The following is a 23,643-nucleotide window of genomic DNA, read 5'->3' as shown; positions in this document are numbered from 1 at the left end:
CGGTTGGCATATTTGATATACAAAGATAAAGAATATTCTTTATAATTACTAATATATTTAGGAATTATTTTTTCATCGGAGAAAAACTATTAGAAAATAATTTGTTTTTAATTAGAAAATAATTACGTTTGTATATGGAAAAAGTAAAGCATAACACAAAGCAGGCTGCAGTTAAACAGTATCAGGCAGATACGCCTGTACCTGTTTTAAATGATCTTCTGATGCCATACAATACCTACTTTAAATCGCCAATAGCAAAACTAGGTGTAATAAAGCAGGGGCTGCAGCCCGGTGCCCTTACAGATCTGCTGCAGCTTACCGGTGTTACCCAGATAGATATTGCCAAATGGCTTGATATTACCGAGCCTACCCTGCGCAAGCACATACAGGGCAGCAAGGGTTTAAACCCCGGCCTTAGTGAGCACATTATCCAACTGTTTGAGCTTTTTGATAAGGGCCTTGATACCTTTGGTTCTTTAGATGAGTTTAAAAGCTGGCTGCGCCACTACAATGCCGGTATTGATGCCACACCTTTTGATATGCTTGATACCATTACCGGTATTGGCATTGTTATGAGTGAGCTTATCCGTATAGATTACGGGGTTACAGCATAAGCAAAGCCCCACCCAACCCTCCCCTCAAGGGGAGGGCTATAAAGTTAATCCGTTGAGCAATTCTTAAATCTCGCCCCGAAGGGGGAGATTTAGAGGGGGATTGAAGGATTTTGCTCCAAACATTTACCAATTGAAAACTTACCGTATAGGACAAACCAAATACGCTGCCGACCGCAATGCTTCTGGTATTGACGGCAGGTGGAACTCGCGGGGTATGTACGTTATCTACTCAGGGGGATCGCTGGCGCTCTCGTGCCTGGAAAAACTGGTACACACATCGGGCACGTCCCTTTACTCAGGCGATTTCTCAGTGACAGTCTTCAGTGTACCGGATAAACTAGCAGTAAAGGAGATCACACTTGCACAGCTTAACCGGTTAGAGCCCGAGTGGCAGCGCGTACTAAACTACCCTTACACGCAAAGCCTTGGCGACGCCTGGCTGCAGGGTATGGAAACGGCTGTATTAAAGGTGCCATCTGCCATAATTGATATGGAGTATAATTACCTGTTTAACCCGGCACACCCCGATTTTGCACGGGTGAAAATTGCATCTATCAGCAAGTTCTCTTTTGATGAACGATTGCGGAGCTAATGGCTCCCCGCTGTTATTCGTCTCTTAAGCTTCTTACCGGGTTAGATACCGCCGCTCTGATGGCCTGGTAGCTGATGGTAGCAAGGGCAACTAACACTGCTGCCAGCCCGCCCACTGCAAATATCCACCAGCTGATCTCAATACGGTAAGCAAAGTCGCGGATCCAACGGCTCATGGCGTAAAAGGCCAGCGGTGATGCTATTACCACGGCAATTATCACCAGGTTGATAAAATCTTTGGCTATCAAAGCTACAATTTGCGCTACAGAGGCGCCCACAACCTTACGTATACCCACTTCTTTAGTGCGCTGCTTAACACTGAACAACGCTAGCCCGAACAGCCCGAAACAAGCTATGCTTATGGCCAGTAAGGTAAATACTGCAAACACCTGCCCAAACTTGGTTTCGGCTTCGTAAAGCAGGTTAAACCGCTCGTTTAAAAAGGTGTATTCCAATGGGCGCTGCGGCACCTGCTGCTTCCAGAGCTGCTCTATCTCAGCAATTGTTTGTTTTAGGTTGGCGGTATTAAGCTCAACCGAGAAGACCCTGAACTTGTTGGGTATAATGCGGATGACTAACGGTTCGATAGGTTTCTGCAGCGACTGGAAGTTAAAGTCTTTGTAAACGCCTATTATCCGCGCGTCATTCGGGTACATGCCTACCTTAACACCAATAGCTTCTTCGGCAGAATTAAAGCCAAGTTTGCGTAAGGTAGTTTGGTTGATGATCATAGATTCGACCGTATCAGCAGCAAAGTTGGGCGACAACCCGCGGCCTGCAACCATTGGTATGTTGTACTGCTGCATAAAATCAAAATCGGTTAAAAAGATGGGCAGTTCAGCATGTACCGTGTCGCCCGTGCGTTTAACCACATCCATAGACCACCCACCGGGATTTGTTACGCCCGGTACGTTTGACGATGCGGTAACGTTTTTTATACCGTTTATCTGCTTAAGACTTGCTTTAATTTGTTGGTAATGCCGCTGCACTTCGTTATCGCCCTCAAAGTTGATTACCAGCGTTTGCGATGGCTTAAAACCGAGGTCGTGCTTTTGCATGTATTGCAACTGGGTGTATACCACAATACTGCTTACAATAAGTACGATGGATATAGTGAACTGAAATACAACCAGGCCTTTACGTATAAAAATGCTGCGTGCAGATGAGCGGATGTTGCCCTTAAGTGCAGTAACCGGGTTAAAGGCTGATATAACCAGCGCAGGGTAACTGCCGGACAGCATACCTACCAACAGCAATATGGCCAATAGCCCGCCGATATGTACAGGTGTAAAAACCTCAAAAACGATATTTTTCCCGGCGAAGGTGTTGAATGACGGTACCAGCAACACGGTTAACACAACCGCTATAAGCAGCGCGACACCCACCATGGTAAATGATTCGATAAAGAACTGCCATATTAATTGTACACGGGTTACGCCATTAACTTTTTTTACACCCACTTCTTTCGCCCGTTCGGCAGCGCGTGCGGTGGACAGGTTGATAAAGTTTACGCATGCAATAAGCAATATGATCAGCGCCACAGCGCTAAATATATATAAACTGGAGAGGTTGCCTGTTTTACCCACCTGGCCCTCACGGTTGCTGTGCAGGTAAATATCTGTAAGTTTCTCCAGGCTGTAATGGTGTTTGGTGTTTGCGGTATTGGCATTGTGGCGGTTAGCAAAGCTGTCAAACTGATTTTCCAACTGTTTGGCATCATAGTTTGACGGTAGCACGATGTACGTCCAGAAATTATTGGAGTACCAGTTGGTGAACATCCAGTCGTACCCGGAGTCCTTTTGTTCAACCGTGGACATAGACAAAAGCATGTCAAACTGCACGTGCGAATTCTTAGGCATGGGTTTTACAACTCCGGTAACACGCATTCCTTTTCCATCCACCAAAATGGTTTTGCCTAAAGCATTGGCGTTGCCAAAGTATTTTTGTGCAGTTGTTTTGGTAAGCACTATGCTCATGGGCGCTGCGAGGGCAGTATTTGCATCGCCACTTAGCATAGCTGCATCAAACACCTTAAAAAAGCCTTTATCAGCATAAAACAAAGCACGTTCTTCAAATAACTTATCCTGGTACTTTACAAGGCTTTCAGAGCTTATCAGCCTAACCGCTTCTTTAACTTGCGGAAAATCATTTAATAATGCAGGTGCAATTGGGGCAGGGGAGCCCGCTGTATGCTGCATTAACGCATTTGTTTGCTTGTCATCAACTACGCGGTAAACATTTGCGGCGTTCCTGTTCTCCTTATCAAAGCTTAACTCATATTGTATGTAGAGTGCCATCAGCATAAATGCGGTAAGGCTTACTACCAGTCCGGCTATGTTTATGGCAGAGAACGTTTTAGTCCGCATCAGGCTTCTGAATGCAAACTTTAAATGGTTGATTATCATGAGATTTAGTGTGAGTTGTTGTATGATATTCTAAGTTCATGCCATTTGGTTAAATATTTGATTATCAACCTACTAACTAGTTATTGTCTTTTCGTTATGTTCGGTTACGTACACCTGTCGTGCGAGCGTGATACACTGTTTTGAGAATAAAACATCAAAAAATAGGAGCGCTGATTTATAGGTTGTTAAGCATTTTCTGATTTAGAGAGGGGTGAAAGATTTGCCTGGAAATTTATTTCACAAAGCCATATCCGCTGCCCAACCTCTTGTTTGTCTTATTCGTTTACAGATATAGTTAAAAAATGTTAAAAATTTAACTAAAACAATGAGCCGGGCTTTGACGGGAATAATTTTTCTGTAATTTTATAACATCTATTGCCTATGTACGCTAAACGGTTTACGTCTCTTTATTTTGGAGTTGCTCTGTTCCTGATGACGGCGCTGAGCGCCTGTCAGAAAGATCAGAACGCCAATACCGTAGATCAGAAAAAGATGGCTACCGTGGCCGACAGCGCCATTGCCGCAGCGCCGGCCACCAACTTTTTAGCAGCAAAAGGAATACTCACTTTTGACCTTGGCGACACCACTTACACTTTTAACGCTGCTGAAGATTCAATAGCTTTTGTAAACCTGAGCGTTGGTGATAGCCGGTACTTTGGCATTACAGCTATAAACAAAGCCCACACCATGAGTTTTGCCATAAGCAGCAAAGGTACTGCCGCCGCTGACGTGAAAAAAGGTGTAGAGGGCAGCCAGCTGTTGTTGCGGCCGGATGCCATGCACATTAAGCAATACAGCCTTACCCAATTTACTGCACCCGGTGATGCCGGAGTGATAGATGTGCAGCAATACCGCCAGGATAGTGTGCTGGCAAAAGGTACCTTCTTTACATTTTTAGCGTACGACGATAAAGCCGAATCACCTTTTTACAGGGTGCAGGGCAGCTTTAATCTGAAGCTTAAGTAATGCTTTTCTTAACCCTTCTTTTATTAAATCTTTTACCTGCTATATTTGCTTAACCTATTATTTGAGCTGTTGCTGCCTTTCCGTTTGATAATAAACTTTATTGTAAATGGTTTAATAATATGCCAACATCACCAGCCAGCTTGTTACAGCAGTTTTTTGACAAAGGCCCGCCTATGGTGCTGCTGGAGGCTAATGCGCCGTCGTTTCGCATCGTAGCAGCGAATGCTGCCTTTTTAAGCATAACCTCAACAACTTACGAAGGTGTGGTGGGTAAGGATCTGTGTTCAGCCTTTCCTGAACAACTGGCACCCAGCGGCAGTAAGGAAGGCACTATGCTGCTGCGTAACTTTACTACCGTAACAGAAACCAGAACCGCACAGGAACTAAACGGCCTGCGGTATGACAGGTCGGGCGCTGCAGGCGACAGCGAGGCACATTACTGGCGAATAAACACATCTCCTATTATAGATGATGACAACTACGTATCGCACCTGTTGTGCGAAGTAACCGACATTACCGACAGCTGGACACTAGCCGGCGTTGAAAGTTCCCGCAAAGCTTTCAGCGAACAACTGCAGCATCAATTTATGAAGGCACCAATTGGCATGATGTTCATTAACCAGGAAAACTATGGTATTGAGTATGCCAATGTTGCCATGCACCAGCTACTTAACCGTGCACCTGCCGAAAAGATAATAGGCGAGCCGCTATTTAAACTTTTGCCTGAACTGGAACACCAGGGCTACAAGCCGTTGTTTGATGAGGTATTTGCTACAGGCCAATCCTACAGTGCAATTGAGGCCCCCCTGCAGTATAAGCGCGGCGACAAAGCTAAAACCTATTATATAGACCTTACCGTTGAACCACTGTACGACGACGCAGGCCAAATAAGAGGTGTGGTAGGCTTCGCGCTGGATGCTACAGATAAGGTAAGGTCCCGCGCCAGGCTCCAGGGTATCATTGACGAAAAAAAGATAGTAGAAAGTAACCTGCGTGCAAATGAAAAACGGCTGGTACAAATATTAGAGACCATGGCCGAGGGAGTAAGCATTATTGATACCTCTGGTAAGCTCACTTATGCAAACCCCATGGCCCAGCAAATATTGGGCATGCACGAGAACGAGGTACTGAGCCACAGTACAACCCACTCTAGCTGGCAGATACTTAAGCCGGATGGTTCGCCGCTCCCTGATGAGGAACACCCTATGGCGATGATGATGGCTACCGGCAAGCCTGTATATGACAGGGAGATTGCCGTACAGCCACCTGATGGCGACCGCTTTTATATATCCATTAACGCTGCACCTATTCGCGACGATAACAATAATATTGTTCTAGGCATTGGTACGTTTATGGACGTTACCAGCCGCCGCAAAATAGCCGAGCAGAAGGACGAGTTCATCAGCGTGGCGAGTCATGAATTAAAGACACCGCTTACCTCGTTAAAGCTGTCAATGCAACTGCTTACCAAGGTGCTGGGTACCGATCCGACGTCGCCCCGAATACCGTTGTTCCTGGAGAAAGCTAATGATAATTTGGTCAGACTGGTGCACCTTACCGAAGACCTGATGAATGTATCCAGGATGGACCATGGCAAACTTCCGCTGAAGAAAACCTGGTTTAACCTGTTGAAGCTGATTGAGGAAGGTACCGAACACATCAGGAACAACAACTACAACCAAATTATCCTGAACTGCGACCCTAACCTAATGGTTTATGCCGACGAGCACCGGATTGACCAGGTGGTGGTGAACTTCGTAAACAATGCCGTTAAATACGCACCGGATTCAAAGGACATCATCATTAAGGTGATGTGCAACAGTACCGAGGTGCGGGTATCTGTACAGGACTTTGGTATAGGCATCCCACCGGAGAAGATTCCCCACTTGTTTGAGCGGTACTACCGGGTAGATCAATCGGCAATGCAATTTTCGGGTCTGGGGTTAGGGCTGTACATCAGCGGAGAGATCATCACCCGGCATGGTGGTAAAATAGGGGTGGAAAGTGAGACTGGAAAAGGCAGCACTTTTTGGTTTACCCTGCCGTTGAGTTGAATATTCAGTTGATTGTCAAAAAGGGTACAACTGACACCTATAAGCCAGCCATGTACCTGAAAACCCGCCTTTTTTGCCTATCTTTGCAAAAACAAAGGAGATTAATGAAAGTATTTATTGGAGGCCTTCCGCTAGAAGTAAGCGAGGCCGAATTAAATGCGGTTTTTGAAGATTTCGGGCCGGTTAGGTCCCTTAGGATAGTGAAAGACCGCGAAACAAAAGAAAGCAGGGGTTTTGGATTTGTTGAGATGGTAAATGATGATGAAGCTAAAGAAGCTATAAGATGCATGAACGGCCAGAGCTATTACGGTAAACGTATTACCGTAAACGTGGCTGAAGACAAAGGTTTCAACGGCGGCCGTAACGGGTTTAGCCGCAACTAATACAAAATTCTTGATTACTGAAAGCCGGGCACTGCCCGGCTTTTTTGTTTATAACGCGTTTTGTATATTTGGGAAAGTAGCTCTGCATCAGTTATGTATAAACTTAAAACCCAGCTTACCAACGCCGCTTTAAATGGCTTTTTAGATACCATTGCAAACGATGCTGTGCGGCAGGATTGCCTGGATATAGCTGAAATGATACAGGTTGCTACCGGCCATCCTGCAGCCATGTGGGGAACAACTATTGTTGGTTTTGGTACGTACAAATACAAATACGCCAGTGGCCATGAGGGCGAGATGTGCCAAGTAGGGTTTTCTCCCCGGAAAGCCAACATATCTTTATACCTGCACCTGGGTTGTATAACTGATAATTTGCTTTTAAACAAGCTTGGTAAATACAAAGTGGGTAAAGGCTGTTTATACATTAAAAAGCTTGCCGATGTTGATGTAGAGGTATTTAAGAATATTATCGCACTATCAGTAAAACACGTCCGCGAAACTTATTCATTAAGCTAGCTAGTTTGATTATATGGAGTTGATTGTGCGTAATAACTTGTAAATTAGAAACCTGTACAAACGCATTAACTACAGATTTTACCACGAGTAACCCTGCGTTTGTATTAGTTGCTCGTTTTGGTTAATAATTGAATCTTGTTTTCCCTAAACTAATTTAAATTGGACATCCCCGGAAAAATTTACAAGCTTTGGGTAAGGGCAACCGGTTCCACAGCCGAGTTCCCTCTGGAGGTCAGGATATTTCATTCAGTATCTTTAATTGCTATTGCAGCGCTTGCTTACAACGTTCCTTTTAACTTAATTATAGGCCTGCCCTTTATCGCATTGTTAAGTTTTATAGCGGTGCTTGCATTTACGTGTCTTTACTACATATCGCGTTACAAGGGGTACACTGCCTTTGCTACAATTGTCTTTGCAACGCTGGGTAATTTGCTTTTTGCAATAAATTATCTTTACAATTCAGGTACCCAGGGCCCTACCGAAATTTTTATGGGGTTGTGTATTTTGTTGCTATTGTGCACTCTGCCACAAAAGCAGCACAAGCTTTGGGTTGCAATTAACGCTGCTATTATGCTGGGGTTGCATGCTCTGGAGTACTACCATCCAAGCCTTGTCCCTTATACGTATGACAGTCGCGAAAGCCGCTTTTTTGACCTTACTTCTGCCTATGTAGTGGTTATTGTAGTGGTTTACTACACTGTTACATACATGCTTAAAAATTATGATCACGAAAAGAGGTCTGCAGCAGACAAGGCAGAAGCAATAGAGCGTAAGAACGCCCAAATTACCCGTCAAAACCAGGAGCTTGAGCGCATAAACCAGGAGCGCAATAAATTGATGTCGATAATAGCGCATGATCTCCGTTCTCCGCTCAGCAATATTCAAAATTATCTTGAGCTGATAACGGAGTATGGTTTGGACACCGAAGAACGGCAAATGGTTGAGGGGGATCTTTTAAAGGTTACCCGCCGCACAGTTGATATGCTTAGTAAGCTGCTGATATGGAGCAAAGGCCAAATGGATGGTGTTAATGTACAGCTGAGCCAGGTTAGCCTTAAAGATGCGTTATTTAACACCCTCGAACTGGAGAAATCGATAGCTGCCAAAAAGCAAATAACCCTGACAACCATGGTTGACTGGGAGATTAAAGTGGTGGCCGACAGTGACATGTTGCAACTGGTACTACGCAATCTCATCAGCAACGCAATTAAATTTACAAACCCCGGAGGCGAAATACATTTCAAAGCCAGGAAAATAGGAGGCGAATGCTGGCTCATTATCCGTGATAATGGGATAGGCATCAGCAAAGAAAAACAAACAGAACTTTTCTCCCTTCGCAGCGGCAATACAGTTGGTACTGCTAATGAGACAGGGGTAGGGCTGGGTTTATTGCTGTGCAAAGAATTTACCGAACTGCAAGGCGGCCGCATTTGGCTGGAAAGCAGTCCGGGCGAGGGTACTGTCTTTTATGTAGCTATGCCGGCCGTCGGCTAAGAAGTTAACCGATGTTAAAACGTTTAAGTCGATGCGGTAAACCATAGTTACTTTTCATGCTTAAGTTACTATTAACTTCTTAATTTTGTTGTTATGAAGCCAGGTGATAAAGTGATTTGCATTAATGATAAGATAGATCCTGAAAAAAGCGAGGAGATACGCCGCGATTTTGAGATATGGATCACCAAAGATAAAGAGTACACCGTTCGCGAAGTGCTTGATAACAACGGCATTGTACCCGGCCTGCTGCTTGAGGAAGTGCATAACTTTCCGAAATTTTTTACGCTGCTTAACCGTTACCAGGAGCCTGCATTTGCTACCTGGCGTTTCCGTAAACTTAATTATAACACCAAACCTGCCGAAGCCCTTACCGAAGAAGAGGTGCTTGCAGATGTGGATATCAGCGAGCTGGTAAAGGTTGGGGATAAATAAGGGGTAATTACACGGCTATTTACCGTTTAAACACGGTTGTATCAAGCTTTTGCTATCATGAATTTTGTAGCATCAATCTACACCGTCATGAAATCGGCAATTGTACTTTTCGCATTGTTTATCTTTCTCTGCATGTTTGCTAACGCGCTTCTAAGTTAAACAGCTTAATAAATGTTTAATTAAAGAATGATAATAATGCCGTTTGGCATATTATCAGCAAAATTCTTCATGGTTTGCAGTCTCGGTCTCTATTAAGTAGGTGAGGATGCTTTTCAACATTGCCTCCCTTGCCCAGGTTTGTTCAACAAGTGTAGCATCATTGCGGTACCATTTAATGGGCGAGTTAATCTCAATACGCGCTTTATAAACGTATTTTTTGCAAGGGTGCAGCCTGGTGCCTTCGTAACTGTTAAAGTTTTCGTTCTTAATTAGTTTTGCAAAGTCCCTAATAGGTATGTCCACCTGCAGGCATTCGTCAATGGTGTTCTTGTAATCCTGCTTGTCCTCCAGCCATAAAGTCAGTGTGGTATCGCTTAGATCGTGTTCTGCAATACAAATGCGGCTGTAATCATAATTAACGGAGATGATGAGCCACCAGAGTTCGGTTTTTAGTTTTTGAGAGAGTTTCATGTTTATAGCGGTATGGTTTGTTGTTAAATACTTTTTAAAGTCGAATGGTAGTTAAAGGCAGGCTGCCAGCCGGGCAGATACCGCTGTATAGCTGCAATATCTTCACTGTATTTTTCACATGCCAACCTATAGGCATTTATGCGTAACTGTAGTTCGGTTTGTTGGTTGGTGCGTTCTGCCTTAGCGGCGATGCGTAACGCGCTGTAAACAATATGCATCCTGATTTATTAAGTGTTCTGAGTTACTTGTATTTAATCTGTAATAATTTAAAGAATACCTATCCGTTAATGGATAATTTGGCTATCTTTAACAATTATTGACAATGCAAATATAAAGAATAATCTTTATTTAAATAAAGAAATTAGTTAAATTATTTTTTGCCATGGATGACATATTAAAGCCGAATAAAGTAAAGACAGTAAGGCCTGAGACTCTCGAATTTATAATATTGTATAACCAACTTCGTGGGCGCGCTTTTGCAAATAACCTTGAACTGGCGGAAGCGCTGGGCTTTAACAATGCCAGCAGTATTACTGAGATAATAAAGAGCCGGCAAAATATAGACCCTGAGAAGTTAAAGATATTTAAAGAAAAATACAGAGATCATCTTTCAGGGAAAAAAAATACAGACAGGCAAGTGAGTTTGAGAAATGAAGATGGGATTCCTATGTATGAGATAACTGCAACAGCTTCGGGAGTAGAAGTATATAATGATATAAATGATTCACGTCCGGTGGGTCGTATGAACTTCCCGGGAATTGAAGAATGTGACTTTGCATTACCGGTATGGGGACACTCTATGTACCCGTATCTTGAAAACGGCTGCTGGGTTGCGCTTAAGGTAATCAGCGATAAAAAGATTCTACCCGGTGAGGTGTACTATATAGAATGGGGCGATTACCGCATGTATAAGCGCTTGCTGCTGAGCGATGATCCTGAAGAAGTAATTGCCCATTCGGACAATACCACAGAGATGATAGGCAACCGTTTAAAGTATGCTCCTTTCCCCATCAGGATAGATGAAATTAAAAAGCTCTGCCTAGTTAAAGATATTCACAAAAAGCACAATCATTAAGCACCTTGATGCTGAAGTGGGTGTTGCCTGATGTAACAACCAGGCGGCCTGCTTAGTCTATATAATGAACATGAAAAATGTTACACAAACACGTGCAACCGCACTTAGGCCTTTATATCAGACACTGCTATATTATGCTTTGATGGCGGGGGTGATTTGGTTTTTTAATACAATGCCGGGCTTTAAAAGCGGACCATGTACGCCAAATTTAGACGTTTTATCTATGTTTATCGCGTTTATTTTAAGTTGCATATTGTTAATAGTTTATACTATTAAAGCTATCGTCTACAGGAAGGCTTATTGGTGGGCGACAGGTATGCATATTTTTGTGATATTACTTGTTCTTATCATTTTCAATCGATAGATTAACCATGCTAATTCGTTTCGCAACCCGTGCCGATATACCAGCTATCATGTCCATTGTAAAAGCGGTAGTGCCCTTAATGCAAGCTATCGGTAATTACCAGTGGGACGATACCTATCCTAACCCCGAGGTGTTTGAGCGAGACATCCGTCTTAATCAGCTTTGGGTTGCAATTATTTACAACAGTGTTGCCGGTGTTTCTGCAATAACTACAGATCAGGATGAGGAATACAGGCAGGTAGGTTGGGACATAAACGAGGATGCAATAGTCACCCACAGGCTGGCGGTTGATCCGGCATACAGCGGCAAGGGCATAGCTGCAGCATTGCTGATGAAAGCCGAAGACGAAGCCCTGCGCAGGGGTATTAAGTTGCTAAGGGTAGATACCAACTCCAATAACCAGGCAACTCAAAAGCTGTTCCCCAAATTAGGTTATGAGTTCGCGGGCGAAATAGGCCTCAACTTCAGGCCCGGGCTAAGGTTTTATTGTTACCAAAAAAAGTTGTAATGCTAACTTTAGGGAAACGCCGTCAGCAGTCCTTACCTTATTGTACTCTTTTTGTTACTGAAACGAAAGAATTGTAATCAAATATTAATCTTTTTCGTTGGTATTCCCAATAGTTGTTTTTGTTGTATATGTTCGTTATTATTGGTTAAGTTTTCAACCTGAGTTGTAACACATAATACCTAGCCTGTCCTTTAATAATTTAGTTATGCCTGCCTTGTTACCTTCTGCTCAAGATAATTCAGCATCCACGCATACTTTAACGCACAACATAATTGTGATGAGTATTATTGCAGTTATGCTGATGGTGATTATTGTGCAGTTAAATGTTTCGAAGGAAACAGGCACGCGCCGAAGCGTAACAGAATCTGTAAAATGGGTAAGCGCCCGCATTCGCAAGTTCTTTGGCCGTAAGCCGTAGTCTCTCCAGTGTTTTTTTTCACCTGAATATCCTTTTACAAATGCGTTTTTCTGATGTTGAAACAATCTCCGACATTTGAAGTAATTAGGTGATAGTACTCATAAATAATACACGCTATGGAATACAGGAAATTAGGCGGCTCGGGCTTACATGTGCCGGTGCTTAGCTTTGGTACCGCTACTTTTGGTGGTGAAGGCAACTTTTTTAAGGCCTGGGGAACCACGCAACTAGATGAAGCAAAACAGCTGGTAAAGCTTTGCATGGATGCCGGCGTAAACTTTTTTGATACTGCCAATATATACTCGGGTGGTGTGTCTGAAGAGATACTAGGCAAAGCCCTGGAAGGTATTCGCGACGAGGTCTTGATCTCTACTAAAGCTACGTTCCGGATGGGAGACGGTGCCAATGATTATGGCTCGTCCCGCTTTCATCTCCTCAGATCAGCAGACGAAAGCCTTCGCCGGCTACAGACAGATCATATAGATGTTTACCACTTGCATGGCTTTGATGGCAATACACCTGTGGAAGAAACCTTGCGCGCCCTGGATGATCTTATTACCAGCGGCAAGGTACGTTACATTGCCTGCTCTAATTTTTCGGGCTGGCACCTCATGAAGTCGCTGTCTATATCTGAGCGGTACGGCTGGGCTAAATACATTGCCCACCAGGCTTATTACTCACTTCTCGACAGGGAGTTTGAATGGGAGCTGATGCCTTTAGGTATTGATCAGAACGTTAGCACTATTGTTTGGAGCCCGCTATCATCAGGCAGGCTGAGCGGCAAGTTCAGGAGAGGTGTAGAAGTGCCTGCAGATAACCGCATAGCGCAAGGCGGCAGTCATGGCCCGGCAACCAACTTCGAGCGTCTGTACAATATAGTAGATGTGCTGGACGAAGTAGCTGCCGAGACCGAGAAGTCTGTAGCGCAGGTAGCCCTTAACTGGTTATTGCAGCGCCCAACAGTAGCTAACCTGGTAATAGGCGCACGTAACGAAGAGCAACTGAAGCAAAACCTGGCGGCAGTAGGATGGAACCTGACCACAGAACAGGTTAAGCGCCTTGATGCAGCCAGCGAAGTAGATCCGATATACCCTTACTGGCACCAACGTCAGGATATAAGGCTTAATCCGCTGCCAAAGTTTTACTAAAAGAAAATTCGTTAATTAACAAAGCCGGAATGTCGCGAGCATTCCGGCTTTTCTTGTTACATATCCTAATTATTAAACAACTTCCACTTTCCTTCCGAAACCACTTCTATTACACCATCCACCACTTTAACAGCGGTCTGGTCATCAATAGCGTAAGATGGCAACGGTATGGTAGCAGCAAGCTTTTCAATATTATCAAGGGAGTTGCTCGGGAACCACTCATGATCCAAATGGGGGTGTATAGCAATATCAATAATGTTTAGCGACTTAGGGCTTTCTGCCGGCAACAGGTGGTTGCCATAGGTAGTGCCGTACCGGGTCATGATCATGCTGCCTGCACTTAGTCCAACATAAACCAATTTATTTAGCAGGGTAGGTAGTAAGTCCGCCAAGCCTGACTGCTGCATCCAATAACATAGGTACTGGCAGTCGCCGCCGCCAACCAGCAAAGCATCAGTTTCTTGTAACAAGGGAATCCAGAGTTCCTGCTTAATGCTGGGTAACGCGGTAAGCTCCAGCAATCCCAGCGATTTCCATCCCAGCTCACAAAAAGGGTCGCCTAAAGATCCACGAATTACCTCTCGTACTAGTCCTTGGCCACCTGCTATACCATATATAGCGGTAGGAATAAACAAGGCGGTAGTCTCTGCAACAGGTTTACCCAAAAGCTCAACCAATGCATTATGGATGCTGGCATTACTAATGCCTGCTGATGTAAGTAGTAGCTTCATTTGTTGATTATACCGCTCTGTTAATTGTTAGCCAAAAACACTTTCCTTATCGCATCTGCTTGTTCAATTTATAATTCCCTGATCCTAATATTCTTAAAATAAGCCTTATGCCCATGGTCCTGCAGGGCTATGCGGCCGGTTTTTGCCATGCCGTATTCCGGGTGTTCCTTCCACTTGCCAGCAGCTTTTTTGGCGGTCCAGTCGCGTCCCCAGGCGGTAAACTCCAGTATCTTTTTACCATTTAGCCAATGCTCTACATGCCCTTTATTAAACACGATCTTGCTCGTGTTCCATTCGCCAACCGGCTTTAGCTTTTTTTCACTGTTAGGTACAGTCATGGCATAGTCGGCACCGGTTTTTTGCCAGTCTTCCAGTTTATCGGGTACCCATCCAAGGTCATCAATTATCTGGTACTCGGGCCCTGTTTGATAGGTGGAAGTGTATTTCGGGTCTTCCACTACATGGTAAAGTACGCCACTATTGCTGCCTTTGTCAATCTTCCATTCCCACACAAGCTCAAAGTTGCTAAACTCCTTGTCGGTAGCTATATCGCCGCCGGTGTCGGTGCCTTTTACAGTGCCGAGGCAAACCAGTGCGCCGTTCTCAACTTCCCAGTTTACCACAGGGGTTTTCTTATTGTAGCCATGCCAGCCTGTAAGGTCCCTGCCATTAAACAAGCTTATCCAGGCATCTTTTTTGGCAACTTTCTTCACCGGGTCAGGGTCGGTAAGGCGAGATGCAAATGTTTGTGCGCCGGCAATACAGGTAATGGCAGTTGCAATACCAAGGATAGTTATTGGATTTTTCATAGGTTAGCCTTTTAAAGTCTTCATCTTCTCCGGATCCCAGAACATGGGCGAGTTTTTAAAATAGCTGTCGTTGCAAAGCAGGGCAGGGGCAGCCGCGCGATAGCCGAAAATGGCATCTTCAGTAACCTTACCGTTGGTTCTTATAGCAGTTATAAAATTGTTCATATGGTCATAAGGCCCTCCAAGGTATCCTTTCTCGGCATCATAGGTGATCTGCTCCGGTGGCAGCATCATTTTGCGCCCTCCGCTTGCCTGGCCCATCTGCTTCATCTTTTCTATGTAGAAAGGGTCCGTATTGTCAATCATCTTGTTGCGTTTTAAAGTAACACTATCCCAGGTTACGTCCATAGCGCCTTCGCTGCCTACCAGCCTCAGGTAGGTAGTGCCGCTCGTGCCATCCACAAAGTTGCAGCGCAGCGAAAGGTTAAACGCCGGGTGCGCCGCAGCTTTGGCATAGTCGAAAGTTCCCAGCAATACATCAGGTACTTCGCGGCCGTCGTTCCAATAGCGTAATCCGCCGGAGGCATATATTTTATTGGGCCCCATAGATCCGGTAATGAAATGCAGGCTGCTAAACAGGTGCACAAAAAGGTCGCCGGCCATACCGGTACCGTAATCGGTATAGTTTCTCCAACGGAAAAAGCGTTTGCTGTCGAACGGTCTTTTTTTGGTATTGGCTACGTAAGTTTCCCAATCTACCGTTTGTGTAGATGCATCCTCCGGAATAGGGTATTGCCATACCTCAACTGCTCCACGGCGTGCCCAAAAGCCTTCAGCGTAATTCAGTTCACCAATGGCGCCTGCCTTAAGTAACTCTTTAGCCTTTTCGTTGCCGAGTGACGATACGCCCTGGCTGCCCACCTGGAATATCTTCCCGGTTTCCTGCTGTGCTTTTATTACAGCGGGGCCTTCCATCACGGAGTGTACCATTGGCTTTTCGCAGTACACATGTTTACCGGCGCGCATAGCGTCAACAGATATCTGCTGGTGCCAATGGTCAGGCGTGGCTACAATTACGGCATCTACATCCTTACGGTTAAGTATTTCCTTATAAATCTTAGTTGTGAATATATCGTTACCCCATTTCTTTTTGGCATCTGCAAGGCGGCCATCATACAGGTCGCACACAGCAACCACTTTCACGCCTGGTACTTGCAGGGCAGTGTTAAGGTCTGAAGTGCCCATGCCACCCGCGCCAATAAGCGCAATGTTTACCTGGTCGTTAGGGCCAAAGTGGTTATACTCCTGTTTAAGATAATGAAACGTGCCTGGTTTATCGGTTGCCAACAGGCTATTACCAACGGTAACTGCGGCGGCGGTAGCTGCCAGCTTTTTAATAAATCCCCTGCGCGATGCTTCGTCCGGTTCTTTCATGATGATGTATTAGGTGTTGTATAATTGTTAAAAGTGAAGATATAAAATAGGATTGGCATTCAAAGCGTAGCTCCGAATTTTAGGTCAATTTCAACTTCATCCGAGGTGCTTGCCATTGGCCTTTTTCCGCTGGTTCTACTCACCCCGACATCGCTATCGCTCGTCGACCCTCTTTGCTGCGCGCAAAGAGGGTTGAAGATGGGCATTTAGCCCAACACCTTACAGCACCCCCTCTTTCCGCAACGCGGAGAGAGGGGGCAGGGGGGTGAGTAGATTCGACAACAAGGCACAGCCCTTACTCAGCGCACCTACTCACCCCGACGTGCTTCGCCGTCGACCCTCTCTCCGCTGCGCGCAAAGAGGGTTGATGTAAAAACGCGTCATTACGAGCGATAGCGTGGCAATCATCTACATGCTTGCGGTGACCTTTCTATCGAGGATTGCTTCGTACCTCACAATGACGCGGTATCAAGAGCACCGTACCAAAAAGAAGCAAGCATCACTTATATAAACATTGCACAAGCTCAACACTCCACTTACTACCACCGTTATCACTCACCTGCAAAAAGCTTATCTTTGCCGCTACAACATGAGCAAAACAGTAACCCCATACCAGGACGAGAAAGCCACTAAGAAAGAACAGGTGGCCGATATGTTCAACAACATTTCAAAAACTTACGATTTCCTCAACCACTTTATGTCGCTTGGTATCGACATTATCTGGCGCAAGAAAGCCATAAATGAGCTGAAAGCCGACAAGCCGCAGCTAATTCTGGATGTTGCCACGGGTACCGGCGATTTTGCTTTTGAAGCATTAAAGATACTTAAGCCTAAAAAAATAATTGGGGTAGACATTTCGCAAGGAATGCTAAACATTGCTGACCAGAAGATTGCTAAACGACACCTGTCAGACAAGTTTGAAGTAAAGCTTGGCGACTCTGAAAAGCTGCCTTTTGCTGATAATGGTTTCGATGCTGTTACTGTAGCTTACGGGGTACGTAATTTCGAGAACCTTTTGGATGGGCTTACCGATATTCACCGTGTGCTTAAGCCTGGAGGCAAGGCGGTAGTACTGGAGTTCTCTAAACCTAAAGCATTCCCTGTTAAGCAGCTTTATAACTTTTACTTCAACTACGTAACGCCCGGTATAGGCAAGCTGTTTAGTAAAGACGCGCGGGCTTATTCTTATCTGCCGGAGTCTGTTGCTGCTTTCCCTGATGGGCCCGCCTTTACCGCCATGATGGCTAAAGCAGGCTTTACAAATACCAAAAGCAGGCCTTTGGCGTTTGGTATTTGTTCAATATATACCGGTGTTAAATGATAAAACGTTACCTGGCCATCTTAACGGTGCTTTTATGCTGCAGCAATATATCGCGGGCACAGCAATTTGCACCTGCATGGGGTGGCGGGGCCGACCAGACCGACCTCAGTTTCGGTTTTAGTTTTTCATACGTAAGCAGCAATTTCAAGATTGTAAAGCAGCCCAACTGGCGGTCGCCCTACTTTGATGCCGATCTTGGCAAACCTGCTACTGATTCGCTCAACTCTATTAGTTCGCCATCTACACCGGGGTTTGCTGTTGGTTTTATAACGCGTTACCGCATTACCGATCACCTGGAGGTGCGTACAACACCCTCACTGGTTTTCTCTGATAAAAAGCTCATATACACCTACGCAAACACTACTGAGCCAATTGAAAAGCAGGTGCAAACCACCACGGTAGACCTCCCGCTTTCGCTCAAGCTAAAATCTGACCGGATCGGCAACATGCGCGCTTATTTATTAGGCGGCGTTAAATTCTCCGGCGCTATTGGCGGCAAAAAAGACGATGCTAATACCGCACCGTTAGACAGGATAGTAAAAAACGTAAAAAGCTATTCTTCTTACGAGGCCGGGTTTGGCTTCGATATCTACTTCGAATATTTCAAGCTCTCGCCCGAGCTAAAGGTGACCAATACCTTTGGTAATATGCTGGTGCCCGAGAATCATCCATTCTCATCGCCCATCAGCAAACTGTCGCTGCATACTATAATGTTTAGCTTGTATTTTGAGTAAGAGTCCCACCCAGCCTCCCCTGAAAGGGAGGGGCAAAAAACGCAATAATAAACTTGTATTAAGTCTCACCCTTTAGGGGGAGATTTAGAGGGGGCTTCTTTCATCTCAAATAAAAACATAATTTCGCTGCCGATAGTTACATATATCTATGGCAAAGATCGCATTGATAACAGGAGCAACCGCAGGCATAGGCGAAGCGTGTGCACGGCTATTCGCCCGCGAAGGGTACAACCTTATTTTGACGGGCCGCCGCATGCAGCGGCTGGAGCGACTGGCACAGTCGCTTAACGATAAATACAACGTACAGGTGGCAGTATCCTGCTTCGACGTGCGCAGCCGCCAGCAGGTAACAGAAAACCTGCAAAGCCTGCCCGAACAATGGAAACGGGTTGATGTGCTGGTGAATAACGCCGGCCTGAGCCAGGGTCTGGACCCGATTGATCAGGGCAACCTGGACGATTGGGATACCATGATAGATACCAATGTTAAAGGCTTATTGTATATTACCAAAGTAGTAAGCGGGTGGATGGTGGAGAATGGCTTTGGCCACATTATCAACATTGGCTCTATTGCCGGAAAAGAAGTTTATCCTAATGGCAACGTTTACTGTGCCTCTAAGCATGCGGTAGATGCCCTCAACCAGGGTATGCGTATAGACCTGTTAAAGCATGGTATTAAAGTTACCGCTGTACATCCTGGTGCTGTGGAAACGGAGTTCTCTGAAGTGCGCTTTAAGGGCGACACCAACAGGGCTAAAAAGGTTTACGAAGGTTTTGATCCGCTTGTAGCAGATGATATTGCCGAAACCATTTGGTTTGTAGCATCACGCCCGAAACATGTAAATATAAACGATATTGTAGTAATGCCAACAGCGCAGGCAAGCGCGACAAACATTTTCAGGGGCTAGTTAAGTCGGAAGTCCGTAAAGTCAGGAGGTCCGAAAGATGAATACAGTACTTCATAAATAAACAACATAATACCGGACTGCGGACTTTCCAACTTCCGGTCTAAATAATCAGACCATGTCACTCATACAACAAATAGACCAGGATATTAAACAGGCCATGCTGGCTAAACAACCCGACCGCCTGCGTGGCTTACGTGCCATAAAATCTGCTTTGCTTTTAGCCAAGACAGAAAAAGGCGCAAGCGAAGAACTTACGCAGGATGCCGAAATAAAAGTGCTGCAAAAGCTGATTAAACAACGTAAAGAGTCAGCAGACATCTACAAAACACAAGGCAGGGAAGACTTGTACGAGATAGAAATGGCGGAGATGTATGTAATAGAACCTTACCTTCCACAGCAGATGAGCAAGTTCGAGATAGAAGGCTACGTGCAGGAACTTGTTGGCCGTTTGGGCGTAACATCAGTTAAAGAAATGGGCCGGGTGATGGGTGTTGCTAATAAAGAGCTCGCCGGCCGTGCAGATGGTAAAACAATATCAGAAGTAATTAAGCAATTGTTGGGATAATTAATTTTCTAAATAGTTGTAACTATATCCGAATAATCTAATTTTACCGTGAAATATTGCTTTTTCAGACCGAAATGAAAAGTGGTCTGAATTAACCGGAAGGCAGTTTTAAGAGATATTATGAGTTTTGCACTTAAACAGGAAAAAGGCTTTACATATATAGATGAAGGGGAAGGCGAACCGCTTTTGCTGCTGCACGGCCTTATGGGTGCGCTCAGCAACTGGGAAAAGGTGATAGAAGAGTTTAGCCCTAAATACCGGGTTATTATCCCTATCCTGCCTATTTATGATCTGCCGCTTCTTACCACAGGTGTGCGGGCACTCTCGAAGTTTGTACACAAGTTTATTAAGTTTAAAAAGCTGCTAAATGTAACTATGCTGGGCAATTCGCTTGGCGGGCACGTGGGGCTTATATATGTACTTGCACATCCGGGTTATGTAAAAGCACTGGTGCTTACCGGTAGTTCGGGGTTGTACGAGAACGCCTTCGGCGGATCGTTCCCTAAACGGGAGAGCCGCGATTTTGTGAGGGAAAAAGTGCAGTATACTTTTTATGATCCGGCTACCGCTACTGATGAACTTATAGACGAAGTATACCAAACCATTAACGACCGCGCCAAGGTAATACGCATTTTAGCCATGGCAAAATCGGCCATAAGGCATAATATGAAAAGCGAACTGCGCAAGATAACCATGCCGGTTGCGTTAATATGGGGCAGGGATGATAAAATTACGCCGCCCGAGGTAGCTGTTGAATTTAACGAACTGCTGCCCAACTCGGAGCTGCACTGGATAGATAAATGCGGGCATGCGCCAATGATGGAACGCCCCGAAGAGTTTAACCATTATCTGAAGCTGTTTTTGGATAAACATAAAAAATGATATATGCTAGCAATTGAGCTCGTAGCCGACGCAATTCCCCCATTGCACACGTCAGACACTGTACAAAAGGTGTTAGACCGCATGGCGGAATTTCGTGTGCGCCACTTGCCTATTGTGAACGAAGATCAGTTTCTGGGCCTCATCTCTGAGGACGACCTGATTGAGGAGGCCGACTACAACACCCAGATAGGTGCAATAGCGCTTTCGCTCGTAAACCCTTACGTGCTGGAAGATCAGCACATTTACGATGTTATCCGGTTATTTTACGAGCGCGACCTGAGCGTAGTGCCCGTACTGGATGCCAAAAAGGATTACCAGGGCCTTATTTCTATCAATACTATGAACGAGTACTTTGCCAAGATCACTTCAGTAAGTGACCCCGGCGGTATTATAGTGCTGGAGATAGATAATAAGAACAACTCCCTGGCACATATGGCGCAGGTGGTTGAGTCGGACAACGCGCAGGTGCTTAGCAGCTACGTACGTACCTTCCCGGATAGCACCCGGATAGAAGTAACCCTGAAGGTGAACAAGCAGGACCTATCCAACATAGTGGCTACTTTCCTGCGCTATAGCTATGACATAAAGGCCACCTTTAACAGTACCGATCATAACGACAATTCCCGCGACCGGTTCGACTCCTTTATGAACTACCTCAACCTTTAAGTGCGCGGCTGTTTCTTATAAATAGCAAACTTTTGTGCTGCAACCACCGTCTTTTTTTAGCTTTGCAAAGCTACCATCACCAGCTGCTATGAAAAAACTGTTCTTTTTGCTCCTATGCGCCGGCCTTTTTGCGTCCTGTGAAAGAAATGCCGACAAGCCCGAAACTAAAAAGCTAAATAAACTTGCCGAGCAATACGTAACCCTCGGCCTCACCATTGGTCAGTACGATAAAGACTTTGTAGATGCTTACTACGGCCCCGACTCTTTAAAGCCTAAAGACACTATAGTTAAAGAAGAGTTCCCGAGGGATAGCTTACTGGCATCAACTAACGAATTGATGAACGAGGTACGGTTAATGGCACATTCGGCGCAGGTAGACTCCAACCGCCTGCGGGCAAACTGGATATACAACCAGCTCATCGCGTTTAACGCCAGGCTAAAAATTTACAGCGAGGAATACAGCAGTTTTGATGAAGAATCTAAACAGTTGTTCGGTGTAGCTGCGCCGGTTTACACCGAAGATCATTTTAAAGAACAACTTGCGCTGTTAGATAGTATTTTGCCGGGCAAAGGCAACGTGAACGATCGGTTTCAGAAATTGGCAAACAAGTTCGTAATCCCTAAAGATAAACTGGACCCCGTGATTAAGGCCGCCATTGCGGAAGCACGTAAGCGTACCCTGGCGCATTATAAACTACCCGCAGAGGAATCATTCTCGCTGGAGTTTGTCACTAATAAAACATGGAACGGCTACAACTGGTATCAGGGCAAGTATAAAAGCCTGGTGCAGATAAACACCGACATAAAGATATTTATAGACCGCGCGATAGACGTTGGCAGCCATGAAAGCTATCCCGGGCACCACGTATACAATATGCTGCTGGAGAAAAACCTTTATCACGACCGGGGATGGGTAGAGCTTTCTATGTACCCGTTGTTTAGTCCGCAATCACTTATAGCAGAGGGAAGCGCTAACTACGGTATCGAGGTAGCTTTTCCAGGCAACGATAAAGTAAAGTTTGCTAAAAGTACACTGCTGCCCCTGGCAGGGTTAGATACTACCGGCATAGACCTTTACTTTAGGGCGCTGGATATTAAAGGTAAACTAAACTATGCCCGTAATGAGGCTGCGCGCGGCCTGCTTAGCGGAGATATGTCCAGCAGTAAGGCGCAAAGTTATTTGCGTAAATACTGCCTGATGAATGATGAAACGGCGGAGAAATCGGTGAGCTTTATCAAAAAATACCGCAGCTACGTTATCAACTACAATTACGGGCTGGACCTGGTGAAGAACCATATCGAAAAACACGGCGGCACAGCAAAAAATCCTCAAAAACGATGGGAGCTTTTTGGTAAACTGTTAAGCAGTGAAGTTACTACCGAGGAATTACAGAAATAGTACCTGACATTAACAGTATGATAAAACGCTTTTTCCTTGTCGCTGTCTGTTCAACGTTAACTTACAGCGGCGTTGTTGCTCAGCAGGCATCGGCACCCAGGCAGCTAAAAAGTGACTTGTTCGGGTGGACAATCACTCCTCCTCCGGGCTTTAACACTATGGACGCTGCCGATTACCAGAAGATGAAGGCAAAAGGCGCCGGCGCCATCGAAGGTACTTACAACGCTAAGGTCGAAGATCATACGCACGCTATATTTGTAATGCGCAAAGATCAGATGCATTACTTTGAAGCTAACTGGCAGCCGGCAGAGTTAGGCGGAGGGACAATGGCCGAGTCTGATAAAGCTGTAGGAGACATCCTGTACGGCACCTTTGAAAAGCAAATGCCGGGCGCTAAGCTGGATACCAGCTACACTTCAGAAGTGGTGAGCGGTTTGCCGTTCCGGCTTTTTAAAATGAACATTTCCTTTCCTAACAAGATCAATCTAACCATGAACTTATACAGCAAGGTTTTTGGTAACAAGGACCTGTCCGTGGTGATGATGTATGTTGATAAAACAATTGGCGAAACCATGCTGGCTGCGTTCAGGGCGTCTACATTCAGTAAAAAAGTACAAGCTCAGCCACAACCTAAACGCAAACCATAAAGAGTATTAG

General features: G+C 45.1%; 26 protein-coding genes. 20 read left to right on the top strand and 6 right to left on the bottom strand.

Annotated elements, in window-relative coordinates; all coding sequences use genetic code 11:
• Positions 1-134: 134 nt before the first annotated feature.
• Together DYU05_RS08855 and DYU05_RS08850 are read left to right on the top strand one after the other, a co-directional pair.
• The gene (locus tag DYU05_RS08855) at positions 135-614 is read left to right on the top strand and encodes an antitoxin Xre/MbcA/ParS toxin-binding domain-containing protein (RefSeq protein ID WP_117382586.1); all 480 of its coding nucleotides are present in this window, start codon (positions 135-137) and stop codon (positions 612-614) included.
• A 130-nt stretch (positions 615-744) separates the two neighbouring features.
• On the top strand, positions 745-1,206 hold the full coding sequence (locus DYU05_RS08850) for an RES family NAD+ phosphorylase (protein WP_165852028.1): 462 nt from the start codon (positions 745-747) through the stop codon (positions 1,204-1,206).
• A 13-nt stretch (positions 1,207-1,219) separates the two neighbouring features.
• Here the strand turns inward: DYU05_RS08850 and DYU05_RS08845 are convergent, their stop codons facing one another.
• The gene (locus DYU05_RS08845) at positions 1,220-3,610 is read right to left on the bottom strand and encodes an ABC transporter permease (protein ID WP_117382584.1); all 2,391 of its coding nucleotides are present in this window, start codon (positions 3,608-3,610) and stop codon (positions 1,220-1,222) included.
• A gap of 381 nt (positions 3,611-3,991) precedes the next feature.
• Between DYU05_RS08845 and DYU05_RS08840 the strand changes: the two genes are divergently transcribed.
• The 6 genes from DYU05_RS08840 to DYU05_RS08815 all read left to right on the top strand — a co-directional run bounded on the left by DYU05_RS08840 (position 3,992) and on the right by DYU05_RS08815 (position 9,455).
• A complete protein-coding gene (locus DYU05_RS08840; protein WP_133300201.1) occupies positions 3,992-4,576 on the top strand; it encodes a hypothetical protein in 585 nt (194 codons plus the stop codon).
• 119 nt (positions 4,577-4,695) lie between these two features.
• Positions 4,696-6,630, top strand: a complete 1,935-nt coding sequence (locus DYU05_RS08835) for a PAS domain-containing sensor histidine kinase (protein WP_117382582.1) — start codon at positions 4,696-4,698, stop codon at positions 6,628-6,630.
• 104 nt (positions 6,631-6,734) lie between these two features.
• Complete coding sequence (locus DYU05_RS08830) at positions 6,735-7,013, top strand: RNA recognition motif domain-containing protein (RefSeq protein WP_117383000.1); 279 nt, start codon at positions 6,735-6,737, stop codon at positions 7,011-7,013.
• A gap of 93 nt (positions 7,014-7,106) precedes the next feature.
• On the top strand, positions 7,107-7,529 hold the full coding sequence (locus tag DYU05_RS08825) for a DUF1801 domain-containing protein (RefSeq protein ID WP_117382581.1): 423 nt from the start codon (positions 7,107-7,109) through the stop codon (positions 7,527-7,529).
• 159 nt (positions 7,530-7,688) lie between these two features.
• Positions 7,689-9,023 (top strand): sensor histidine kinase, encoded by a 1,335-nt coding sequence (locus DYU05_RS08820; RefSeq protein WP_117382580.1) that lies wholly within the window; start codon positions 7,689-7,691, stop codon positions 9,021-9,023.
• Between the two features lie 93 nt (positions 9,024-9,116).
• Positions 9,117-9,455, top strand: a complete 339-nt coding sequence (locus tag DYU05_RS08815) for a hypothetical protein (protein WP_117382579.1) — start codon at positions 9,117-9,119, stop codon at positions 9,453-9,455.
• Positions 9,456-9,668: 213 nt separating this feature from the next.
• Here DYU05_RS08815 and DYU05_RS08810 read toward each other — a convergent pair whose 3' ends face one another.
• Positions 9,669-10,085: a hypothetical protein gene (locus DYU05_RS08810; protein WP_117382578.1), complete on the bottom strand. Its 417-nt coding sequence runs from the start codon at positions 10,083-10,085 to the stop codon at positions 9,669-9,671.
• A gap of 23 nt (positions 10,086-10,108) precedes the next feature.
• On the bottom strand, positions 10,109-10,303 hold the full coding sequence (locus DYU05_RS08805; RefSeq protein ID WP_117382577.1) for a hypothetical protein: 195 nt from the start codon (positions 10,301-10,303) through the stop codon (positions 10,109-10,111).
• A gap of 164 nt (positions 10,304-10,467) precedes the next feature.
• On the opposite strand from DYU05_RS08805, the gene DYU05_RS08800 reads away from it, so the two are divergent.
• The 4 genes from DYU05_RS08800 (at position 10,468) to DYU05_RS08785 (ending at position 13,598) form a co-directional block, all read left to right on the top strand.
• Positions 10,468-11,160: a S24 family peptidase gene (locus DYU05_RS08800; protein ID WP_117382576.1), complete on the top strand. Its 693-nt coding sequence runs from the start codon at positions 10,468-10,470 to the stop codon at positions 11,158-11,160.
• Between the two features lie 371 nt (positions 11,161-11,531).
• Positions 11,532-12,032, top strand: a complete 501-nt coding sequence (locus DYU05_RS08795) for a GNAT family N-acetyltransferase (protein ID WP_117382575.1) — start codon at positions 11,532-11,534, stop codon at positions 12,030-12,032.
• Positions 12,033-12,237: 205 nt separating this feature from the next.
• The gene (locus tag DYU05_RS08790; protein WP_117382574.1) at positions 12,238-12,450 is read left to right on the top strand and encodes a hypothetical protein; all 213 of its coding nucleotides are present in this window, start codon (positions 12,238-12,240) and stop codon (positions 12,448-12,450) included.
• Between the two features lie 116 nt (positions 12,451-12,566).
• A complete protein-coding gene (locus DYU05_RS08785; protein WP_117382573.1) occupies positions 12,567-13,598 on the top strand; it encodes an aldo/keto reductase in 1,032 nt (343 codons plus the stop codon).
• A 65-nt stretch (positions 13,599-13,663) separates the two neighbouring features.
• Here the strand turns inward: DYU05_RS08785 and DYU05_RS08780 are convergent, their stop codons facing one another.
• From DYU05_RS08780 to DYU05_RS08770, 3 genes are all read right to left on the bottom strand, one after another.
• Positions 13,664-14,329 (bottom strand): Type 1 glutamine amidotransferase-like domain-containing protein, encoded by a 666-nt coding sequence (locus DYU05_RS08780; protein ID WP_117382572.1) that lies wholly within the window; start codon positions 14,327-14,329, stop codon positions 13,664-13,666.
• A gap of 68 nt (positions 14,330-14,397) precedes the next feature.
• Entirely contained in the window at positions 14,398-15,138 is a 741-nt protein-coding gene (locus DYU05_RS08775) for a 3-keto-disaccharide hydrolase (RefSeq protein WP_117382571.1), read from the bottom strand.
• 3 nt (positions 15,139-15,141) lie between these two features.
• Positions 15,142-16,512, bottom strand: coding sequence for a Gfo/Idh/MocA family protein (locus DYU05_RS08770; protein ID WP_117382570.1), 1,371 nt, complete (start codon positions 16,510-16,512; stop codon positions 15,142-15,144).
• Positions 16,513-17,101: 589 nt separating this feature from the next.
• Here DYU05_RS08770 and ubiE point away from each other — a divergent pair.
• The 8 genes from ubiE (at position 17,102) to DYU05_RS08730 (ending at position 23,633) form a co-directional block, all read left to right on the top strand.
• On the top strand, positions 17,102-17,833 hold the full coding sequence (gene ubiE, locus DYU05_RS08765; protein ID WP_117382569.1) for a bifunctional demethylmenaquinone methyltransferase/2-methoxy-6-polyprenyl-1,4-benzoquinol methylase UbiE: 732 nt from the start codon (positions 17,102-17,104) through the stop codon (positions 17,831-17,833).
• Positions 17,830-18,567, top strand: coding sequence for a type IX secretion/gliding motility protein PorT/SprT (gene porT, locus DYU05_RS08760; protein WP_117382568.1), 738 nt, complete (start codon positions 17,830-17,832; stop codon positions 18,565-18,567). The genes ubiE and porT overlap by 4 nt, the downstream gene beginning before the upstream one ends.
• 148 nt (positions 18,568-18,715) lie before the next feature.
• Positions 18,716-19,474: an SDR family oxidoreductase gene (locus DYU05_RS08755; protein WP_117382567.1), complete on the top strand. Its 759-nt coding sequence runs from the start codon at positions 18,716-18,718 to the stop codon at positions 19,472-19,474.
• A 115-nt stretch (positions 19,475-19,589) separates the two neighbouring features.
• The gene (locus DYU05_RS08750) at positions 19,590-20,039 is read left to right on the top strand and encodes a GatB/YqeY domain-containing protein (RefSeq protein WP_117382566.1); all 450 of its coding nucleotides are present in this window, start codon (positions 19,590-19,592) and stop codon (positions 20,037-20,039) included.
• A gap of 120 nt (positions 20,040-20,159) precedes the next feature.
• A complete protein-coding gene (locus tag DYU05_RS08745) occupies positions 20,160-20,921 on the top strand; it encodes an alpha/beta fold hydrolase (protein ID WP_117382565.1) in 762 nt (253 codons plus the stop codon).
• Positions 20,922-20,924: 3 nt separating this feature from the next.
• Complete coding sequence (locus tag DYU05_RS08740) at positions 20,925-21,587, top strand: CBS domain-containing protein (protein WP_117382564.1); 663 nt, start codon at positions 20,925-20,927, stop codon at positions 21,585-21,587.
• Positions 21,588-21,675: 88 nt separating this feature from the next.
• Complete coding sequence (locus DYU05_RS08735; protein ID WP_117382563.1) at positions 21,676-22,986, top strand: hypothetical protein; 1,311 nt, start codon at positions 21,676-21,678, stop codon at positions 22,984-22,986.
• 17 nt (positions 22,987-23,003) lie between these two features.
• Positions 23,004-23,633, top strand: a complete 630-nt coding sequence (locus tag DYU05_RS08730) for a hypothetical protein (RefSeq protein WP_117382562.1) — start codon at positions 23,004-23,006, stop codon at positions 23,631-23,633.
• Positions 23,634-23,643 lie beyond the last annotated feature (10 nt).

This window comes from Mucilaginibacter terrenus (genome assembly GCF_003432065.1).
Lineage (GTDB): Bacteria > Bacteroidota > Bacteroidia > Sphingobacteriales > Sphingobacteriaceae > Mucilaginibacter > Mucilaginibacter terrenus.
This window is presented reverse-complemented; position numbering and strand designations above follow the sequence as displayed.

Coding starts and splice junctions, on each gene's coding strand:
- DYU05_RS08790 (WP_117382574.1), top strand. CDS start 12,238: ATGCCTGCCTTGTTACCTTCTGCTCAAGATAATTCAGCATCCACGCAT.
- DYU05_RS08830 (WP_117383000.1), top strand. CDS start 6,735: ATGAAAGTATTTATTGGAGGCCTTCCGCTAGAAGTAAGCGAGGCCGAA.
- DYU05_RS08845 (WP_117382584.1), bottom strand. CDS start 3,610: ATGATAATCAACCATTTAAAGTTTGCATTCAGAAGCCTGATGCGGACT.
- DYU05_RS08735 (WP_117382563.1), top strand. CDS start 21,676: ATGAAAAAACTGTTCTTTTTGCTCCTATGCGCCGGCCTTTTTGCGTCC.
- DYU05_RS08785 (WP_117382573.1), top strand. CDS start 12,567: ATGGAATACAGGAAATTAGGCGGCTCGGGCTTACATGTGCCGGTGCTT.
- porT (WP_117382568.1), top strand. CDS start 17,830: ATGATAAAACGTTACCTGGCCATCTTAACGGTGCTTTTATGCTGCAGC.
- DYU05_RS08825 (WP_117382581.1), top strand. CDS start 7,107: ATGTATAAACTTAAAACCCAGCTTACCAACGCCGCTTTAAATGGCTTT.
- DYU05_RS08835 (WP_117382582.1), top strand. CDS start 4,696: ATGCCAACATCACCAGCCAGCTTGTTACAGCAGTTTTTTGACAAAGGC.
- DYU05_RS08755 (WP_117382567.1), top strand. CDS start 18,716: ATGGCAAAGATCGCATTGATAACAGGAGCAACCGCAGGCATAGGCGAA.
- DYU05_RS08805 (WP_117382577.1), bottom strand. CDS start 10,303: ATGCATATTGTTTACAGCGCGTTACGCATCGCCGCTAAGGCAGAACGC.
- DYU05_RS08795 (WP_117382575.1), top strand. CDS start 11,532: ATGCTAATTCGTTTCGCAACCCGTGCCGATATACCAGCTATCATGTCC.
- DYU05_RS08855 (WP_117382586.1), top strand. CDS start 135: ATGGAAAAAGTAAAGCATAACACAAAGCAGGCTGCAGTTAAACAGTAT.
- DYU05_RS08840 (WP_133300201.1), top strand. CDS start 3,992: ATGTACGCTAAACGGTTTACGTCTCTTTATTTTGGAGTTGCTCTGTTC.
- DYU05_RS08815 (WP_117382579.1), top strand. CDS start 9,117: ATGAAGCCAGGTGATAAAGTGATTTGCATTAATGATAAGATAGATCCT.
- DYU05_RS08800 (WP_117382576.1), top strand. CDS start 10,468: ATGGATGACATATTAAAGCCGAATAAAGTAAAGACAGTAAGGCCTGAG.
- DYU05_RS08750 (WP_117382566.1), top strand. CDS start 19,590: ATGTCACTCATACAACAAATAGACCAGGATATTAAACAGGCCATGCTG.
- DYU05_RS08745 (WP_117382565.1), top strand. CDS start 20,160: ATGAGTTTTGCACTTAAACAGGAAAAAGGCTTTACATATATAGATGAA.
- DYU05_RS08770 (WP_117382570.1), bottom strand. CDS start 16,512: ATGAAAGAACCGGACGAAGCATCGCGCAGGGGATTTATTAAAAAGCTG.
- DYU05_RS08780 (WP_117382572.1), bottom strand. CDS start 14,329: ATGAAGCTACTACTTACATCAGCAGGCATTAGTAATGCCAGCATCCAT.
- DYU05_RS08730 (WP_117382562.1), top strand. CDS start 23,004: ATGATAAAACGCTTTTTCCTTGTCGCTGTCTGTTCAACGTTAACTTAC.
- DYU05_RS08810 (WP_117382578.1), bottom strand. CDS start 10,085: ATGAAACTCTCTCAAAAACTAAAAACCGAACTCTGGTGGCTCATCATC.
- DYU05_RS08775 (WP_117382571.1), bottom strand. CDS start 15,138: ATGAAAAATCCAATAACTATCCTTGGTATTGCAACTGCCATTACCTGT.
- DYU05_RS08740 (WP_117382564.1), top strand. CDS start 20,925: ATGCTAGCAATTGAGCTCGTAGCCGACGCAATTCCCCCATTGCACACG.
- ubiE (WP_117382569.1), top strand. CDS start 17,102: ATGAGCAAAACAGTAACCCCATACCAGGACGAGAAAGCCACTAAGAAA.